Source organism: Cupriavidus cauae (genome assembly GCF_026210475.1).
GTDB classification, from domain to species: domain Bacteria; phylum Pseudomonadota; class Gammaproteobacteria; order Burkholderiales; family Burkholderiaceae; genus Cupriavidus; species Cupriavidus cauae.
The window spans coordinates 793,320-810,052 of sequence record NZ_CP080294.1 but is presented as its reverse complement, the minus strand read 5'-3'; the positions used below and the strand labels follow the sequence as shown (position 1 = coordinate 810,052).

Annotated in this window: 15 protein-coding genes; 13 read left to right on the top strand and 2 right to left on the bottom strand. The window is 67.6% G+C overall.

Going from position 1 to position 16,733, the window contains the following annotated elements:
* Positions 1 to 195 precede the first annotated feature (195 nt).
* From flhD to cheZ, 11 genes are all read left to right on the top strand, one after another.
* Positions 196 to 513 carry a flagellar transcriptional regulator FlhD gene (gene flhD, locus KZ686_RS19065; protein WP_149319444.1) on the top strand — a complete coding sequence of 106 codons (318 nt, stop codon included), beginning with the start codon at positions 196 to 198 and terminating at the stop codon, positions 511 to 513.
* Positions 510 to 1,112, top strand: a complete 603-nt coding sequence (flhC, locus tag KZ686_RS19060) for a flagellar transcriptional regulator FlhC (protein WP_006579237.1) — start codon at positions 510 to 512, stop codon at positions 1,110 to 1,112. Before flhD ends, flhC begins: the two co-directional genes overlap by 4 nt.
* Before the next feature lie 118 nt (positions 1,113 to 1,230).
* Positions 1,231 to 2,094 carry a flagellar motor stator protein MotA gene (gene motA, locus KZ686_RS19055; RefSeq protein WP_006579238.1) on the top strand — a complete coding sequence of 288 codons (864 nt, stop codon included), beginning with the start codon at positions 1,231 to 1,233 and terminating at the stop codon, positions 2,092 to 2,094.
* Between the two features lie 58 nt (positions 2,095 to 2,152).
* On the top strand, positions 2,153 to 3,106 hold the full coding sequence (gene motB, locus KZ686_RS19050; protein ID WP_149319445.1) for a flagellar motor protein MotB: 954 nt from the start codon (positions 2,153 to 2,155) through the stop codon (positions 3,104 to 3,106).
* Positions 3,107 to 3,207: 101 nt separating this feature from the next.
* On the top strand, positions 3,208 to 5,238 hold the full coding sequence (gene cheA / locus KZ686_RS19045; RefSeq protein WP_265634944.1) for a chemotaxis protein CheA: 2,031 nt from the start codon (positions 3,208 to 3,210) through the stop codon (positions 5,236 to 5,238).
* 34 nt (positions 5,239 to 5,272) lie between these two features.
* Positions 5,273 to 5,767, top strand: coding sequence for a chemotaxis protein CheW (locus KZ686_RS19040; protein WP_149319447.1), 495 nt, complete (start codon positions 5,273 to 5,275; stop codon positions 5,765 to 5,767).
* A 115-nt stretch (positions 5,768 to 5,882) separates the two neighbouring features.
* Positions 5,883 to 6,782 (top strand): CheR family methyltransferase, encoded by a 900-nt coding sequence (locus KZ686_RS19035; protein WP_265634942.1) that lies wholly within the window; start codon positions 5,883 to 5,885, stop codon positions 6,780 to 6,782.
* Complete coding sequence (cheD, locus tag KZ686_RS19030; RefSeq protein WP_265634940.1) at positions 6,782 to 7,429, top strand: chemoreceptor glutamine deamidase CheD; 648 nt, start codon at positions 6,782 to 6,784, stop codon at positions 7,427 to 7,429. The genes KZ686_RS19035 and cheD overlap by 1 nt, the downstream gene beginning before the upstream one ends.
* 22 nt (positions 7,430 to 7,451) lie before the next feature.
* Positions 7,452 to 8,528 (top strand): protein-glutamate methylesterase/protein-glutamine glutaminase, encoded by a 1,077-nt coding sequence (locus KZ686_RS19025; RefSeq protein ID WP_226109396.1) that lies wholly within the window; start codon positions 7,452 to 7,454, stop codon positions 8,526 to 8,528.
* 82 nt (positions 8,529 to 8,610) lie between these two features.
* Positions 8,611 to 9,006 carry a chemotaxis response regulator CheY gene (gene cheY / locus KZ686_RS19020; RefSeq protein WP_006577576.1) on the top strand — a complete coding sequence of 132 codons (396 nt, stop codon included), beginning with the start codon at positions 8,611 to 8,613 and terminating at the stop codon, positions 9,004 to 9,006.
* A 10-nt stretch (positions 9,007 to 9,016) separates the two neighbouring features.
* Positions 9,017 to 9,655, top strand: a complete 639-nt coding sequence (cheZ, locus tag KZ686_RS19015; RefSeq protein WP_149319450.1) for a protein phosphatase CheZ — start codon at positions 9,017 to 9,019, stop codon at positions 9,653 to 9,655.
* Between the two features lie 16 nt (positions 9,656 to 9,671).
* Here cheZ and KZ686_RS19010 read toward each other — a convergent pair whose 3' ends face one another.
* Positions 9,672 to 10,385, bottom strand: coding sequence for an F-box protein (locus KZ686_RS19010; protein ID WP_265634935.1), 714 nt, complete (start codon positions 10,383 to 10,385; stop codon positions 9,672 to 9,674).
* Positions 10,386 to 10,782: 397 nt separating this feature from the next.
* Between KZ686_RS19010 and flhB the strand changes: the two genes are divergently transcribed.
* On the top strand, positions 10,783 to 11,925 hold the full coding sequence (gene flhB / locus KZ686_RS19005) for a flagellar biosynthesis protein FlhB (protein WP_150084627.1): 1,143 nt from the start codon (positions 10,783 to 10,785) through the stop codon (positions 11,923 to 11,925).
* Entirely contained in the window at positions 11,922 to 14,009 is a 2,088-nt protein-coding gene (gene flhA, locus KZ686_RS19000; RefSeq protein ID WP_149319453.1) for a flagellar biosynthesis protein FlhA, read from the top strand. Before flhB ends, flhA begins: the two co-directional genes overlap by 4 nt.
* A gap of 87 nt (positions 14,010 to 14,096) precedes the next feature.
* Here the strand turns inward: flhA and KZ686_RS18995 are convergent, their stop codons facing one another.
* Complete coding sequence (locus KZ686_RS18995) at positions 14,097 to 16,325, bottom strand: hypothetical protein (protein WP_265634931.1); 2,229 nt, start codon at positions 16,323 to 16,325, stop codon at positions 14,097 to 14,099.
* Positions 16,326 to 16,733 lie beyond the last annotated feature (408 nt).

Here is a 16,733-nt window from a genome sequence, read left to right as displayed (position 1 = left end):
TTGCCGATATAAAGCGGACAGTCCATTTACATTCCGTAACATTTGTTACCAGATGTGAGTTTTGTAACTGGACCGGAGTAGTTCCGATCAGATGTAGTACCCGTCGCACACGCACTGAAACGATCTGGACGCCGGAGGTCTGCCACCGGTAAGCGCTGGACAAGCGGGCGAGGGTTCCTTGGTAGCGGGGATAAATTGGAAAGCAGTGAACTTCTGCAGGAGATCAGGGAGGTCAACCTCGCCTATCTGCTGCTCGCGCAACGCCTGGTGCGCGAAAACCAACTCGAAGCCATGTTCCGCCTTGGCGTCAGCAAGGAAATCGCTGACATCCTGGTCAAGCTGACGCCTGCTCAGCTGGTCAAGCTGGCGGCCTCCAACATGGTCCTGTGCCGCTTCCGGTTCGACGACCATGCGTTGCTCTCCACGCTGACGCATACCGCCAAGAGCCACGATATGCAGCAGATCCACGCTGCGATCCTGCTCGCGCGCCAGCCGGTGGAGTCGCTCAATTGAGCGCGCTGCTGCAGGCCCAACCGGCCCGGAGCTACACGGCCGCTCCGGCTGCCCCGCGCAAGAGCGTACTCCAGGATGCCAACCAGACCCAGCTCGCCATCGAGCTGATCGGCCTGGGCGCGCGCCTGCAGGTGCTCGAAGCCGAGACCACGCTCTCGCGCGACCGGCTGATCCGTCTGTACAAGGAACTGCGCGGCGTGTCCCCGCCCAAGGGCATGCTGCCGTTCTCGACGGACTGGTTCACGACCTGGCTGCCGAACATCCACTCGTCGCTGTTCTTCTCGGCCTACCAGTTCATGGTCGAGCAGGGCGAGGCGAGCGGCATTCGTGCCGTGGTCGCCGCATACCGTCTCTACCTCGAGCATGTGTCCCTGCTCGGCGGCGAAATTGTCTTAAGTTTTACGCGTGCCTGGACGTTAGTACGGTTCTTCGAGAGCAATATGCTGCAGCTTTCCAGTTGCACATGCTGCGGAGGACAGTTCGTCACTCACGCCTACGAGCCGAACGCGAACTTCGTCTGCAGCCTGTGCCGGCCGCCATCGCGCGCGGGCAAGGCAAAGAAGCCCTCGAAGGACGCCACGCCAGCGCAACCCGCCTGATTCACGCCGGGCTTGCGCGGCGAGCCAGACCGAGGCGGCACGGCGCGCAGCTTGCCGTGTCCTTCCGAGGTCCGGCTCGCGCGTGTCCGACGCGTGTTTTTCTGACGGGGAATCGATCGTGCTAGTTGTTCTTGGCTATGTCGTCGTAGTGGCGGCGGTGCTTGGTGGTTACGCCATGACTGGCGGCCACATGGGCGCGCTATATCAACCGGCAGAACTGGTGATCATTGGCGGCGCCGCGGTCGGCGCCTTCATCAGCGCCAACAGCGGCAAGGCCATCAAGGCGACCTTGCGCGCGCTGCCGCAGCTGCTGCGCAGCAGCAAATACAACAAGGCGCTGTACATGGAAGTGATGGCGCTGCTGTACGTGCTGCTGTCCAAGGCGCGCCGCGAGGGCATCCTGTTCCTCGAAAAGGAAATCGCCGATCCGGCCGCCAGCAGCGTCTTCAGCCAGTATCCGCGCATCCTCGCCGATCCGGCGATGATGGAATTCCTGACCGACTATCTGCGCATGATGGTCAACGGCAACATGAATGCCTTCGAGATCGAGGCCCTGATGGACCATGAGATCGAGACCTTCAAGCACGAGGCCGAAGTGCCCGCCCACGCGCTGGCGCGGGTCGGCGATGCGCTGCCGGCCTTCGGCATCGTCGCCGCGGTGATGGGCGTGGTGCATGCGCTGGCGTCGGCCGACCTGCCCCCGTCCGTGCTGGGCGCGCTGATCGCCCATGCGATGGTCGGCACCTTCCTGGGCATCCTGCTGGCTTACGGCTTCGTCTCGCCGCTGGCCTCGCGGGTCGAGCACCAGGTTGCCGAGACGGTCAAGATGTACCAGTGCATCAAGGTCACGCTGCTGGCTTCGCTCAACGGCTATGCGCCGCTGGTCGCGGTCGAGTTCGGCCGCAAGGTGCTGTACTCGAGCGAGCGTCCGTCGTTCCTGGAACTGGACGACCACGTGCGCGAAGTCAAGAGCCTGACGTAAGCGCGCCGGCCAGCCAGTCCCCGAGCCAGTCCATTCGTCCGTCCAACGCAGGCCAAGCATGACCGATCACGCGCGCCCCATCGTCGTCCGCCGCGCTGCCGCCCACGGCAAGCCGCACGGCAACCACAGCTGGAAGATCGCCTACGCCGACTTCATGACGGCGATGATGGCCTTCTTCCTGGTGCTGTGGCTGCTGAGCACGTCGACGCCGAAGGACCTGGTGCAGGTGGCCGAGTATTTCCGCACGCCGCTGAAGGTGGCGATTGCCGGTGGGCAGAAGGTCAGCGAGTCGCCAAGCGTGATTCCCGGCGGCGGCATCGATCCGGCCAGCAAGGACGGCGAAACGCGCCGCATGCGCGAGGACGATCCGCAGTCGCTGCAGAAGCGCCGCGACCAGCTCGAGACCGAGCGCCTGCGCGCGCTCAAGCAGCGGCTCGAGCAGCTGATCGAGAACAACCCGGTGCTGCGCCAGTTCCGTCCGCAGCTGCTGCTGGACATCACCAGCGAAGGGCTGCGCATCCAGATCCTCGATACGCAGAACCGGCCGATGTTCCGCACCGGCAAGGCCGTGGTCGAGCCCTACATGCGCGACATCCTGCGCGAGATCGGCCCGGTGCTCAACGAGATGCCGAACAAGGTCAGCCTGTCGGGCCATACCGATTCGTCCAACTACATGAACGGCGAGCGCACCTACTCGAACTGGGAGCTGTCGGCCGATCGCGCCAACGCCTCGCGCCAGGAGCTGATCGCCGGCGGCATGCAGGAAGGCAAGGTGCTGCGCGTGCTGGGCCTGGCCGCCACCATGCCGCTGGACAAGAACGATTCGCTGGCCCCGGTCAACCGCCGCATCAGCATCGTGGTGCTGAACCAGCGCGCCCAGGCCCGCTTCGAGGCGGAGAACGCCAGCGCGGCCGACGTCGCGGTGCGCGCCAAGGCCGGCGAGTCGGCGCAGGCGCTGCAGCAGGGCATGGAAGAGGCGACGGGCGCAGCGGCGCCCCAGGCGCGGCAGTAGCCGGCACTTAAATCAGTAACAAAATTTAATAAGACCGTCGGCGAGGTCGATAACCAGCTGGTAACGGCTCAATGCTTAGCAATCAGTGATTCAGGACGGTCATGTCTGTCGATATCGATATCACGCAGTTCTACCAGACCTTCTTCGAGGAAGCGGAAGAGCTGCTCGTTGAAATGGAGCAGTTGCTGCTCGGCCTCGACATCGAGGCGCCCGACGCGGAAGACCTCAATGCGATCTTCCGCGCGGCGCATTCGATCAAGGGCGGCGCGGCGACCTTCGGCTTCAGCGCGCTGACCGAAACCACCCACCTGCTCGAGAACCTGCTGGACCGCACGCGCCGGCGGGAACTGGCGTTGTCCAGGGCCATCATCGATACCTTTCTGGAAACCAAGGACGTGTTGCAAGACCAGCTCAACGCCTACCGCAACGGTACCGAACCCGATCCGCAGACCCTTGCGCGCATCTGTGCGGTGCTGCAGCAGCTGGCCTACGAGACCGGCGGCGAGGCCCCGGCCCCCGCACCGGTAGCGGCCGCGCCCGCCCCGGTCCCTGCTTCCGCTTCCCCCGCCGCGGCAGCTGCCCCGGCCGGCGGCGCGCTGAAGGTGCGTCTGCTCAACGTGTCGAAGGACGACCAGGCGCTGCTGCGCGAAGAACTCGGCAACCTCGGCGAGATCCTCGGCGAGACCCAGGGCGACAGCGAACTGGCGATCGAGCTGGCGACGCAATGCAGCCCGGACGACATCGTCGCGGTCTGCTGCTTCGTGATCGACGGCGAGCAGATCGTGATCGAGCCCTCGACCGGTGCAGCCGCGGCTGCGCCTGGCCCGGCGCCCGCGGCCGAGGCGGCGGCTGCTCCGGCGCCGGCCCCCTCCGTGCCGGCACCGGCCGCCGCCCCCGCCGCCAAGGACAAGGAGCGCGCCAAGGCCAGCGCCGCGGCCGCCCATCAGGAATCCGGCTCGATCCGCGTGCCGACCGAGAAGGTCGACCAGATCATCAACCTGGTCGGCGAACTGGTGATCACGCAGTCGATGCTGGCGCAGACCGCGTCGTCGCTCGACCCGGTGCTGTTCGACCGCCTGTTCTCCGGCATGGGCCAGCTCGAGCGCAATGCGCGCGATCTGCAGGAAGCGGTGATGTCGATCCGCATGATGCCCATGGACTATGTGTTCTCGCGCTTCCCGCGCCTGGTGCGCGACCTGGCCGCCAAGCTCGGCAAGCAGATCGACCTGGTGACCTTCGGCAAGGCCACCGAACTGGACAAGAGCCTGATCGAGCGGATCATCGACCCGCTGACCCACCTGGTGCGCAACAGCCTGGACCACGGCATCGAGACGCCCGACAAGCGTGTCGCCGCGGGCAAGGACCCGACCGGCCAGCTGATCCTGTCGGCGCAGCACCACGGCGGCAACATCGTGATCGAGGTCAGCGACGACGGCGGCGGCCTGCGCCGCGACAAGATCCTGGCCAAGGCGATGCAGAACGGCCTGCCGGTGTCGGAGAGCATGAGCGACGAGGAAGTGTGGCAGCTGATCTTCGCGCCGGGATTCTCGACTGCCGAGGCGGTCACCGACCTGTCCGGCCGCGGCGTCGGCATGGACGTGGTCAAGCGCAACATCCAGGAGATGGGCGGCCATGTCGAGATCAGCTCGCGCCCGGGCAACGGCACCACCACCCGCATCGTGCTGCCGCTGACGCTGGCGATCCTCGACGGCATGTCGGTCAAGGTCGGCGAGGAGACCTTCATCCTGCCGCTGAACTGCGTCATGGAGTCGCTGCAGCCCAAGGCCGACGACGTGCGCACCGCCGCCAATACCGAGCGGGTGATGCACGTGCGCGGCGAATACCTGCCGCTGCTGGAGCTGCACCGCGTCTTCAACGTCGAGAACGCCGTACAGGAGCCGACCCAGGGCATCGCCATCATCCTGCAGGCCGAAGGCAAGCGTTTCGCGCTGCTGGTGGACCAGCTGATCGGCCAGCACCAGGTCGTGCTGAAGAACCTGGAGACCAACTACCGCAAGGTGCCCGGCATCTCGGCCGCAACCATCCTGGGCGACGGCAGCGTGGCGCTGATCGTCGACGTCGCCGCGCTGCAGCGCACCGGCGTGCGGCGCCAGGAGCCGGCGCTGGCTTGAGGCGAAGGCAAGAATCAACAAGGAGCAACACATCATGGCCGGCATCGGACATAGCGACACCCCCGGAAGCGAGGCGGCGGGCCAGGAGTTCCTGGTGTTCACGCTGGGCTCCGAGGAATACGGCATCGACATCCTGAAGGTGCAGGAGATCCGCAGCTACGACGGCGTGACGCGGATCGCCAACGCACCCGACTTCATCAAGGGCGTGACCAACCTGCGCGGCGTGATCGTGCCGATCGTCGACCTGCGCATGAAGTTCCGCCTGGGCAACGTCAAGTACGACCACCAGACCGTCGTCATCATCCTGAACATCGCCGGCCGTGTGGTCGGCATCGTGGTCGACGGCGTGTCCGACGTGCTGACGCTGACCGGCGAGGCCATCAAGCCGGCGCCGGAGTTCGGCGTGTCGGTGTCGACCGAGCATCTGACCGGCCTGGCGACCGTCGAAGGCCGCATGCTGATCCTGCTCGACATCGAACGGATGATGACCAGCCCCGAGATGGCGCTGATCGAGGGCGAGGTCGCCTGAGCGGGCCCGGGCCGCAGCTGGCCCGCCGCTCGGGTTCGCCAGCCCGTCGCTTCATCACGATCCCGTCGCCGTACCGCAGCCAACTTCGTCCCACCCTCGTCGATCCACCGCAGACATGACGCCGCATCGAACCCCCGCTCCCCGCGCCGCGGCCCCCGCCATGCCGCTCGCCACGCTGCGGGACGACGCGCGCGACTTCCTGCTGACCGACCGCGACTTCGACAAGGTGCGCGTGCTGATCCACCGCCGCGCCGGCATTTCGCTGGGCGCGCAGAAGCGCGAGATGGTCTACAGCCGGCTGGCACGCCGGCTGCGCGCGCTGCATCTGAACGACTTCGCCAGCTACCTGGCGCTGCTGGAAGGCGACGAGTATTCCGGCGAGTGGGAATTCTTCACCAACGCGCTGACCACCAACCTGACCTCGTTCTTCCGCGAGGCGCACCATTTCCCGCTGCTGGCCGAGCATGCCAAGCGGATCGGCCGGCCGTACTCGGTCTGGTGCGCGGCGGCATCGACCGGCGAGGAACCGTATTCGATCGCGATCACGCTGGCCGAGGCGCTCGGCGAGCGCGCCGCGACGGTGCTGGCCACCGACATCGACACCCAGGTCCTGGCCAAGGCGCGTACCGGCGTCTATTCGGCCGACCAGGTCGCGCGCCTGTCGCAAGAACGGCTCAAGCGCTTCTTCCTGAAAGGCACCGGGCAGCGTGCCGGCCAGGTCAAGGTCAAGCCCGAGCTGGCTTCGACGATCGCCTTCGAACCGCTGAACCTGCTGGCGCCAGACTGGGGCATCCGCGAGCGCTTCGATGCGATCTTCTGCCGCAACGTGATGATCTATTTCGACAAGCCGACCCAGGGCCGCATCCTGGAGCGCTTCGTCCCGCTGCTCAAGCCGCATGGCCTGCTGTTCGCCGGCCATTCGGAGAACTTCTCCTACGTGACGCGCGCCTTCCAGCTGCGCGGGCAGACCGTCTACGAACTGGCGCCGGGCGCGGCCAGGGCCGGAGCCGCCTGATGCAGACGCCGCACCTGCCGGAGGCGATCGCCACCCGCACCTACTTCGACCGCGAGTTCGGCAAGCAGGCCATCAAGCTGCTGCCCAACGAGTACTACGTCACGCGCGACGACGTGGTGCTGACCACGGTGCTCGGCTCCTGCGTGGCCGCCTGCATCCGCGACGAGAAGGCCGGCGTCGGCGGCATGAACCACTTCATGCTGCCGGACGACGAGAACGCCGGGCCCGACCGCGTGCTGTCGGCGTCCATGCGCTACGGCTGCTATGCGCTCGAGGTGCTGATCAACGAGCTGCTGAAGATGGGCGCGCGCCGCGAGCGGCTCGAGGCCAAGGTGTTCGGCGGCGGCGCGGTGCTGGCCAACATGACCACGCTGAACATCGGCGACCGCAACGCCGAGTTCGTGCTGCGCTATCTGAAGACCGAGGAGATCCGGGTCGCGGCGCAGGACCTGCGCGGACCGCACGCGCGCCGGGTCAGCTATTTCCCGCAGACGGGCCTGGCGCTGGTGCGCCGGCTGACGCGCCAGGACGACCAGGCGGTCGTCGAACGCAGCGAGCGCGCGCTGGCGCGCGCCATTTCCGCGACGCCGGTACGCGGCGGCGTCGAGCTGTTCGGGCGGCGCGGCACCGCTTCCACCGTTTCCTGAATTCGAAGGACCCGTTTTCGACATGACCGCCGCCGCCAAGATCAAGGTGCTCTGCGTGGACGACTCCGCGCTGATCCGCAGCCTGATGACGGAGATCATCAACAGCCAGCCCGACATGGAGGTGGTCGGCACCGCGCCGGACCCGCTGGTCGCGCGCGAGATGATCAAGCGCCTGAACCCCGATGTGCTGACGCTGGACGTCGAAATGCCGCGCATGGACGGCCTCGATTTCCTCGAGCGGCTGATGCGGCTGCGGCCGATGCCGGTGCTGATGGTGTCCTCGCTGACCGAGCGGGGGTCCGAGATCACGATGCGCGCGCTGGAACTGGGCGCGGTGGACTTCATCACCAAGCCCAAGCTCGGCATCCGCGACGGCCTGCTCGAATACACCGACACCATCGCCGACAAGCTGCGCGCCGCCTCGCGCGCGCGCCCGCGGCCGGCGGCGGCGCCCGGCGCCCAGCCCGCGGAACCCGCGCCGATGCTGCGCACGCCGCTGCTGTCGACCGAGAAGCTGATCATCGTCGGCGCGTCCACCGGCGGCACCGAGGCCATCAAGGAATTCCTGATGCCGCTGCCGCCCGATGCGCCGGCGGTGCTGATCGTCCAGCATATGCCGGCGGGCTTCACGCGCTCGTTCGCGCAGCGGCTCGACGGCCTGTGCCGCATCAAGGTCAAGGAGGCCGAGCATGGCGAACGCGTGCTGCCGGGCTACGCCTATATCGCGCCGGGCGACCAGCATCTGCTGCTGGCGCGCAGCGGCGCCAACTATGTTGCGCACCTGTCGCAGGACCCGCCGGTCAACCGGCATCGGCCGTCGGTCGACGTGCTGTTCGATTCGGCCGCCGTGCATGCGGGCAAGAACGCCATCGGCGTGATCCTGACCGGCATGGGCCGCGACGGCGCGCGCGGCATGCTGCGGATGCGCGAGGCCGGCGCCTACAACCTGGCGCAGGACGAGCAGAGCTGCATCGTGTTCGGCATGCCGAAGGAGGCGATCGCCGCCGGCGGCGCGCACGAGGTGGTGCCGCTGTCCGCGATGAGCCAGCGCGTGATGGCACGGCTGGCGACCTTCGGCACACGCGCGCAGCGCGTTTGACAACCACGCGGACGCGGCGCGGCTGGCCTGCGCGGCGCGTCCGGATAGACGCAATCATCCACAACCGTAATGGAGCCGTAGAGTGGACAAGAACATGAAGATCCTGGTGGTCGACGACTTCCCGACCATGCGCCGCATCATCCGCAACCTGCTCAAGGAGCTGGGTTTCGCCAACGTCGAGGAAGCCGAAGACGGCGCCGCCGGCCTGGAGAAGGTCAAGGACGGCAGCTTCCAGTTCGTGGTCTCGGACTGGAACATGCCCAACATGGACGGCCTGACCATGCTGCAGGGCATTCGCGCCGATCCCGCGATTGCGAAGACGCCGGTGCTGATGGTGACGGCCGAGGCCAAGAAGGAAAACATCATCGCGGCGGCGCAGGCCGGCGCCAATGGCTATGTGGTCAAGCCGTTCACCGCGGCGACGCTGGACGAGAAGATCACCAAGATCTTCGAGAAGATCGCCAAGGAAGGGGCCTGAGGCAGCCGCTATGTCCACCACGTCGAATATCAATATCGAGTCCGCCGAGCAGATCATCCAGCGCATCGGCAGCCTGACGCGCATGCTGCGCGACAGCATGCGCGAACTGGGCCTGGACAAGGAGATCGAGCGCGCGGCGCAGGCGATCCCCGACGCGCGCGATCGCCTGAGCTACATCGCCAACATGACCGAGAAGGCGGCCGAGCGCACGCTGAACGCGGTCGAGCTGGCGCAGCCGATCCAGGCCGACCTGGAGAAGCACGCCGAGGCGCTCGACAAGCGTTGGGAGGACTGGTTTGCACGGCCGGTCGAACTGGCCGACGCGCGCGAGCTGGTGCTCGACACGCGCGCCTTCCTGACCGAGGTGCCGACGCAGGCCCGCGCGACCGGCAGCCATCTGCTCGACATCATGATGGCGCAGGACTTCCAGGATCTGACTGGCCAGGTCATCAAGAAGATGATGGACATGATCCAGACGCTGGAGCAGGAACTGCTGCAGATGCTGATCGACAATGTCCCGGCCGAGCGCCGCGTCGAGGCCGGCCCGGCCACGCTGATGAACGGACCGCAGGTCAATCCGGAAGGCAAGCACGACGTGGTATCGGACCAGTCGCAGGTCGACGATCTGCTGGCAAGCCTGGGGTTCTGAGCGGCCTGTCGCTGGGCTATTCCGGCAGGTCCTTTCGCTTGCCGGAGACCGCTGTGCCGTCGGGCCGGTCCGGGGCAAAATGCGCGCCGACATGATCGATGAAGCGGTGCCAGCGCGGGGCATCGCCGGGAATATTGTCGGCCAGCGTCGCCAGCAGACTGGCGTGATCCTGCGATGGGCATGTCTCGATGAGGTGCGGCCAGGCATCGAGGGCCGGTACCGGGGTCTTCTGTTGCTGGGCCTGGGCCGTGCGAGCGCGATCCAGTGCCGCCGCCACGGCGTCGAACGGCATTGTCGACGGCGGTGTCAGGTGCGGCTGCAACAATGTGCGCGCGCGCTTGTCCAGCCCGGGATAGAGGTGCTGCACCCGCTGCTCCAGCCTGCGGAACAGCGCGTCCCGCAGGCCGGCGGGCGCGGCCAGCACGCCCCGGATGGCCGCTTCGAAGGCCGATACGCCGCAAATCCAGCGAATCCGTTCGGCCAGGCGCAGGGGTTCGAGGATGTCGCGGTGCAGCGCAGCGTTCATGCCGCGGCAGCTCTGGCTCAGCGCAAAGGCGTCGGTCCGGCGCAGGTAGCGGGCCACATGGACCAGGATCTCCACGGGCATCGCGTCCAGCCGCCGCCGGCCGGCTTCGCCTTCCGGCTGGACAGTGGCGTCGGACGGGAGGGGAGCCGGAATGTCGGGCGTGGAACGCGGCGCGGGCAAGGGGAACAAGGTACCGAAAGGCATCGGGAAGCTCGAAGAAATGAGGAGGAAGATGGGGTGGGTTGCTACCGTGCGCGGACGTCGACGCGTGCCCGTGGCCTCCGGCATGGGAGCGGCAGGTGAGCGGCAGGTGAGCGGCATTGGCATCGAACCCTCGACCAAAGCGGCGAACTTCGCGAGGATCTTTCCGAATCGCGGCCGCATTACCGCTCTCGCTTGCGCCCTTGCCCACAAAAGAAAACCCGCACGCTGCCGTTAACTCGCTGACAGGACCGTTCCCCCGGCCTCCGCTGCGCAACCCCCCATCCCATCGCCCAAATAGCGCCGCAATCCCCCGCCTATTCGGCCTAATACCCGCCGCCGCCGACTCCGATAATCGACCCCGTCGAAGGGCGGCATGCCGCTTCGCCACGGAGCGGCCATGTCCGAAGAAAGCGATCTCGAAAAAACCGAACCCGCCTCACCCCGGCGCCTGGAAAAGGCGCGCGAGGAGGGGCAGGTGGTGCGTTCGCGCGAGCTCGGCACCTTCGTGATGCTGATGGCCGGCGTGGCCGGCCTGTGGGGGCTCGGCGGCATGCTGGGCCGCAAGCTCGATACCGTGATGCGCGCCGCGCTGTCCTTCGAGCCCGCCGTGGCCCACGATCCGGCCCGCATGCTGGCCGGCTTCGCGCAGCTGGTCTGGGAATCGCTGCTGGGCGTGCTGCCCCTGCTGCTGCTGTTTGCCGCCGCGGCGCTGCTGGCGCCGATGGTGCTGGGCGGCTGGCTGTTCTCGACCAAGTCGCTGCTGCCCGATTTCTCCCGGCTGTCTCCGTTCAAGGGGCTGGGCCGGCTGTTCTCGGCGCAGTCGCTGGTCGAGCTGACCAAGGCCGTCGCCAAGTCGCTGCTGGTGGGCGGCGTGGGTTTCTGGGTGCTGTGGCGCCATCTGCCGGATGCCGTGGCGCTGATGAACGCGCCGGTGCAGGAGGCGCTGCTGCGCCTGCTCGAACTGGTGCTGCTGTGCTGCGCGCTGGCCGCCGGTTCGCTGCTGCTGGTGGCGGGCATCGACGTGCCCTGGCAATTCTGGGACTACTTCAAGAAGCTGCGCATGACCAAGGAAGAGGTCAAGCAGGAGCACAAGGAAAGCGAGGGCAACCCGCACGTCAAGGGCCGCATCCGCCAGCTGCAACGCCAGATGGCGCGGCGCCGGATGATGGCCGAAGTGCCGAAGGCCGACGTGGTGGTCACCAACCCGACCCATTTCGCCGTGGCGCTGCGCTACGAGGAAGGCCGCATGGGCGCGCCCCGCGTGGTCGCCAAGGGCACCGAGGAGGTGGCCGCGCGCATTCGCGAGCTGGCCGCCGAGCATCGCGTGCCGATCCTGTCGGCGCCGCCGCTGGCGCGCGCGCTGCACCGCCATGTCGAACTGGGCCACGAGATCCCGTCCGGGCTGTACACCGCCGTGGCGGAAGTGCTGGCCTGGGTCTACCAACTGAAACACTGGCACCACGCCAACGGGCCGCTGCCCGAGGCCCCGACCGGCCTGCCGGTGCCCGATGAACTTGCCGTACCGGAAAGCCGCGCATGAATGCATTGAACTCGCTGTTCCGACTGACGGGCGGGCAGTCCGCCGGCCAGCTGAAGGCACTGGCCGGGCCGCTGCTGATCGTGATGATCCTCGGCATGATGGTGCTGCCGCTGCCGCCGTTCCTGCTCGATCTGCTGTTCACCTTCAATATCGCGCTGTCGATCATGGTGCTGCTGGTCGGCATGTACACGCAGCGTCCGCTGGACTTCGCCGCGTTTCCGGCCGTGCTGCTGTTCTCGACGCTGCTGCGGCTGTCGCTGAACGTCGCCTCCACGCGCGTGGTGCTGCTCGAGGGCCATACCGGCCCCGACGCGGCCGGCAAGGTCATCGAGGCCTTCGGCCACTTCCTGGTCGGCGGCAATTTCGCGGTCGGCATCGTGGTCTTCGCGATCCTGGTGGTGATCAACTTCATGGTGATCACCAAGGGCGCGGGCCGTATCGCCGAGGTCGGCGCACGCTTCATGCTGGACGCGATGCCCGGCAAGCAGATGGCGATCGACGCGGACCTGAACGCGGGCCTGATCAACGAGGAAGGCGCGCGCAAGCGCCGCGCCGAGGTCGCGCAGGAATCGGACTTCTACGGCGCGATGGACGGTGCCAGCAAGTTCGTGCGCGGCGATGCGATCGCCGGCCTGCTGATCATGTTCATCAATGTCTTTGCCGGCATGGTCGTCGGCATGGTGCAGCACGACCTGGACTTCTCGACGGCGGTGCGCAACTACACGCTGCTGACCATTGGCGACGGCCTGGTCGCGCAGATTCCGGCGCTGGTGATCTCGACCGCCGCCGGTGTCATCGTCTCGCGCGTGTCGAACAACCAGGACGTCGGCGAGCAACTGACCGGCCAGCTGTTTTCCGATCCGCGCGTGCTGTACATCACCGGCGGCATCATCGGTTTGCTCGGCATCATCCCCGGCATGCCGCACATCGCCTTCCTGCTGCTGGCGGGTGCGCTGATCTGGTTCGGCACCTATGTCGGCAAGCGCCAGCAGGCGGCCAGGCAGACCGCCAAGCGCGAAGAACGTGCGCCGGCACTGGCCAACGAGAACACCGAGGCCACCTGGGACGACGTCACGCTGGTCGATCCGCTGGGCATGGAAGTCGGCTACCGGCTGATTCCGCTGGTCGATCGCGCGCAGAACGGCGAACTGCTGGGCCGCATCAAGAGCATCCGCAAGAAGGTGGCGCAGGAGATCGGCTTCCTGGTGCCGGTGGTCCATATCCGCGACAACCTGGAACTGAAGCCCAACGCCTACCGCATCACGCTCAAGGGCGTGGAGATCGGCTACGGCGAGGCCGTGCCCGGCCAGTGGATGGCGATCGACCCGGGCCAGGTCAGCGGCACGCTGCCCGGCACGCCGACGCGCGATCCGGCCTTCGGCCTGCCGGCGGTCTGGATCGACAGCGGCATCAAGGAACAGGCGCAGGCGCTCGGCTACACCGTGGTCGACGCCAGCACCGTGGTGGCCACGCACCTGAACCATCTGATCCATCAGCACGCGGCCGAACTGCTGGGCCGCCAGGAAGTGCAGCAGCTGCTGGACCGCATCGCCAAGGAATCGCCGAAGCTGACCGAGGACCTGGTGCCCAAGACGATCACGCTGACGGCGCTGCAGAAGGTGCTGCAGAACCTGCTGGACGAAAGCGTGCCGATCCGCGACATGCGCACCATCCTCGATGTGATCGCCGAGCATGCGCCGAAGATCAGCGACCCGAACGAGCTGACCGCGCTGGTGCGCATGGCGCTGGGCCGCGCGATCACGCAGCAGTGGTTCCCGAACGGCGCCGACCTGCAGGTGATCGGCCTGGATGCGGGCCTGGAGCGCGTGCTGTCGCAGGCTTTGAACTCGGGCGGCAGCATCGAGCCGGGCCTGGCCGATGCGCTGCTGCAGCAGGCGCAGGGGGCGGTGGCACGTCAGGAGCAGATGGGTCTCGATCCGGTGCTGCTGGTTCCGCATGCGCTGCGGCCGCTGCTGTCCCGCTTCCTGCGGCGGACCATGCCGCAATTGCGGGTGCTGTCGCATTCCGAGGTGCCGGACAACCGCAATATCCGCATCACCGCGATGATCGGCGGCGCGGGCTGAGTCCGCCCGGTTTCGCGTTTCGCGGCGGTACCGATCAAGGCGAGGGCGCGCTCACCGTAGCGTTCACAGCGGCGTTCACAGCGGCGCTCACTGCGGCGCCCCCTTCCGTTTGCGCGAGCCCGTCGCAACGGCGACGTCCTCGGCGGGCAACGCCCACATCTCGGCGAGCGACCGATCGCGCGATGGCTGGTCCTTCAGCAGGCGCTCGATCAGCGAACTGAGCATGAACGAAGACGAGGCGCGTGCATCGGCCGGCAGTGCCCGCACCGCGCTCTCCAGCAGCGGCAGCAGCGCGCGGGCGTCTGCTTCGTTGCGGCATCGCAATGCCACCGCGCGCAACACGTTGGCCACGATGCCGATGCCATGGTGCTGAAGCGGGGCAAGCTTCAAGGCCTCTTCCAGCAACCAGCGCGCACGCGGGACGCTCCACTGTTCGGCGCCCCAACGGCCCTGCATCGGTGACAGCGACAGCAGCACGGCGCCGCGATGGGCCAGCGGCAGCAGGGTCAGCATTTCCGACAGCGCGTTGAGCGCCTCGGCGAGCGTGCGAGGCATCCTCGCGCAGAGCAGCTCGCCCGGATCCGCGGCAACGTCATCCGATGCCTGCACAAAGACCCCCTGCGCCGGGTAGTCGAACAGCACGGTGGCCAGCTTGCTTGCAAGCATTCGCCGGGCGGCACGCGGCAGATCCTCCAGCTCGGCGATCTGCATGCGCCACCTGTGCGGCGTGATGTCGCGCGTGGTGGCCATCGCGGCGGACAGGCGGCCGCGCTCCTCCACAGGCAGCCGTACACCGATCCGGACCAGCGCGGCATGGCGCTGGGGCGGCAGCGGCGCCAGGCCGTGGCTGGCCAGTTCCAACAGGACCGGCAGCATGGCCCCCGGGTTCACGGCCGTCTCGGCGCAATGCGCCAGCGCATGCCAGCGGTTCTCCTGGATGTCGATGGGCAGGCAGGCGACCACGTTGGCCAGGTCGCTGTACACGGCCACGGCGTGCTCCGGCGGCACGGCCGCGGCGGCGACGAACACCTGATCCCATCGCGCGGCCATTCCCGGGTCGTCGGGCGGGGTGTAGCGCAGCACCCGCGCCAGCAACGTCACGCGCCATTCCCCGGGGAGCGCCTGGGCAGCCTGCGCGATCGCCTCGCGGATCGGTCTTTCCAGTTGGTTCGCTTCCGCCTCGTCGTCGTCGTCCAGGCCGTAGTCTTCCAGGCGGTTATGCTCGGCGAGCCGGCCGAGGATCATGGCGACGTCGGCCGGCGGCAGGTGCGAGCCCACGTAGCCGATGAACGCCTGCCAACGCGGGGCAAGCTGCGCCGGCCTGTCCGCCGGATCGGCATCGTCGCGATGCACGAATTCGGTGAGCTCGGCAAGGACGTTTCGCTGCGCGGGCAGCGGAAGGCGGCGCGTCAGCGATTCGATCTCGTCCCAGGCCTGCGCGAGCCGGGCGGCCTGATCGCGGGGCGCGTCCCAGACCAGCCGTTTGGCCAGGTTCGCCAGCACGTTGGCGTGGTCCTCCGGCAAGGGCATGCCGGCAGCAGCCGAGTTGCGCACCGCTGCCAGCACAATGGCCTGCGCGTGCGCGTATTCGGCTTCCTGCTTCGGTATGCCATTGGCCATCAGGGCCAGCATCCGGCCGCGCGCGTTCGGCGGCAAGGCGGACACGATACGGCTCCATTGATCGACCGTCGGCAACGGCGTGCCTGCCGTGCCGAACCACCGCAACAGCAGGCGTACCCGTGTCTCCGGCGGCGAGGCGAGCACCCTCTCGAGTAATTCGCCATGGGCCTCCGTGCAGCTGCGCGCCTGGGCGAGACGCTCCCGCGCCGGGTCCTCGGCCGCATAGAGCTCGTCCCACCAAGGCCTGGCGCACGCCTGCAGTTGGCGCGCCAGCAGCTCGCCCGACGGTTCCGTCAGCAGGGGGTGCAAGGCTTGCGCGCGCTGGGCAACGGCATGGAACAAGGCGGGGCGGCTTTCCGCCGGCGCCGCCAGCACGCCGCGAATCGCGCCCTGGACGCCGGTCAGGCTGTTGATCCATCGGATCCGCTCGCCAAGGCGCAGCGGCTCGATGACGTCGCGGCGCAACGCCTCGAATATCGGCCAGCAGGCGCGGCCAAGGGCCAGCGCCGCATTCGGCCGCAGGTAGCCGGCGATGCGTACAAGGATCTCGGTGGGCAGCAACACCAGCCGCAGATCGTCGGCGCCACGCCTGTGGGCCCGCATGACCCCGGATGGCGCGGTGGCAGTCGGGAGGCAGTCGCGCGGTGTCGAATCGCTGGGGCGGACGGACAAGGGGGGCGAGGTATCGAGCGGCATGGCGGGCTGGTCGCGATCGAGCGGTCGATCGGCGGGAATCGTGAAAAAGCAGCGAGTCTGTCAGGCACGAACGGTCCCCACTTCCAAAAAGATCCGCGCTGTCGACGCAACGGAGAGCCTTCCTTGCCGCCTGCCAGCCATCGTGGGCGAAATAAAACCGCATGGCTGCCGTTAACCGGTAATCAGACCGTGCTGCCGCGATTCGCCCGGCCGGCGGCACCGTCATCGTCCAAATAGCGCCGCAATCCCCCGCCTAATCGCCCTAATAGCGCCATGCCCCCGCTCGGATAATCGAGACGTCGAAGGGGCAGGCTGCCGCTTCGCCGAGCGGCGCGCGGCGACCACACGAGAGTCGCCCCACGGCCGCCGATTCGCCGGTGCACCGAAACACCGGCGCAGGGAAAGCGG

What these genes read in the sequence shown, in the direction of transcription:
- cheA (WP_265634944.1), top strand. Translation starts at nt 3,208, where the DNA reads ATGTCTGTCGATATCGATATCACGCAGTTCTACCAGACCTTCTTCGAG.
- flhA (WP_149319453.1), top strand. Translation starts at nt 11,922, where the DNA reads ATGAATGCATTGAACTCGCTGTTCCGACTGACGGGCGGGCAGTCCGCC.
- KZ686_RS19025 (WP_226109396.1), top strand. Translation starts at nt 7,452, where the DNA reads ATGACCGCCGCCGCCAAGATCAAGGTGCTCTGCGTGGACGACTCCGCG.
- motB (WP_149319445.1), top strand. Translation starts at nt 2,153, where the DNA reads ATGACCGATCACGCGCGCCCCATCGTCGTCCGCCGCGCTGCCGCCCAC.
- cheZ (WP_149319450.1), top strand. Translation starts at nt 9,017, where the DNA reads ATGTCCACCACGTCGAATATCAATATCGAGTCCGCCGAGCAGATCATC.
- KZ686_RS19040 (WP_149319447.1), top strand. Translation starts at nt 5,273, where the DNA reads ATGGCCGGCATCGGACATAGCGACACCCCCGGAAGCGAGGCGGCGGGC.
- KZ686_RS18995 (WP_265634931.1), bottom strand. Translation starts at nt 16,325, where the DNA reads ATGCCGCTCGATACCTCGCCCCCCTTGTCCGTCCGCCCCAGCGATTCG.
- KZ686_RS19035 (WP_265634942.1), top strand. Translation starts at nt 5,883, where the DNA reads ATGACGCCGCATCGAACCCCCGCTCCCCGCGCCGCGGCCCCCGCCATG.
- KZ686_RS19010 (WP_265634935.1), bottom strand. Translation starts at nt 10,385, where the DNA reads ATGCCTTTCGGTACCTTGTTCCCCTTGCCCGCGCCGCGTTCCACGCCC.
- cheD (WP_265634940.1), top strand. Translation starts at nt 6,782, where the DNA reads ATGCAGACGCCGCACCTGCCGGAGGCGATCGCCACCCGCACCTACTTC.
- flhB (WP_150084627.1), top strand. Translation starts at nt 10,783, where the DNA reads ATGTCCGAAGAAAGCGATCTCGAAAAAACCGAACCCGCCTCACCCCGG.